The following is a 372-nucleotide window of genomic DNA, read 5'->3' as shown; positions in this document are numbered from 1 at the left end:
TGACCTGGGTGCTGACCGGAGTCTTGTCCAGGTTCAGGTTTTCGAACTTCCACGCATCTGCACCGCTGACCGCATCGATGGCGTTGACCACTGGCTGGTTAGCACCGACATAGACGTTATCCGGCGCGATTACGGTGGCGGAACCGGTGGTGCTGTTGGCTGCGACGACGACCGTGGTGCCATCGGTCAGCTTGAAGTACAGCTCCGAGTGGTTGTTGATCGGCAGACCGTCTTTGTTGGTCAGGGTGATGGTGTAAGTGATCTCGCCGCCTTCGGTGACCGAAGGCGTTGCGGTCAGTTTGGCTACCACTTCGTCGATGGTGTCGGTCACTTTGACCGAAGCATCACCACCCAACTGCAGGTTCTCGAAGG

General features: G+C 58.1%; 1 protein-coding gene. It reads right to left on the bottom strand.

All coding sequences use genetic code 11. The features are described from left to right. The coding region (locus tag DM807_RS00750; protein ID WP_244964995.1) for an immunoglobulin-like domain-containing protein at positions 1-372 on the bottom strand (372 nt) is incomplete at both ends.

It is taken from the genome of Pseudomonas hunanensis, from assembly GCF_013393325.1.
In the GTDB taxonomy this organism is placed as follows: Bacteria; Pseudomonadota; Gammaproteobacteria; order Pseudomonadales; family Pseudomonadaceae; genus Aquipseudomonas; species Aquipseudomonas putida_P.
This window is presented reverse-complemented; position numbering and strand designations above follow the sequence as displayed.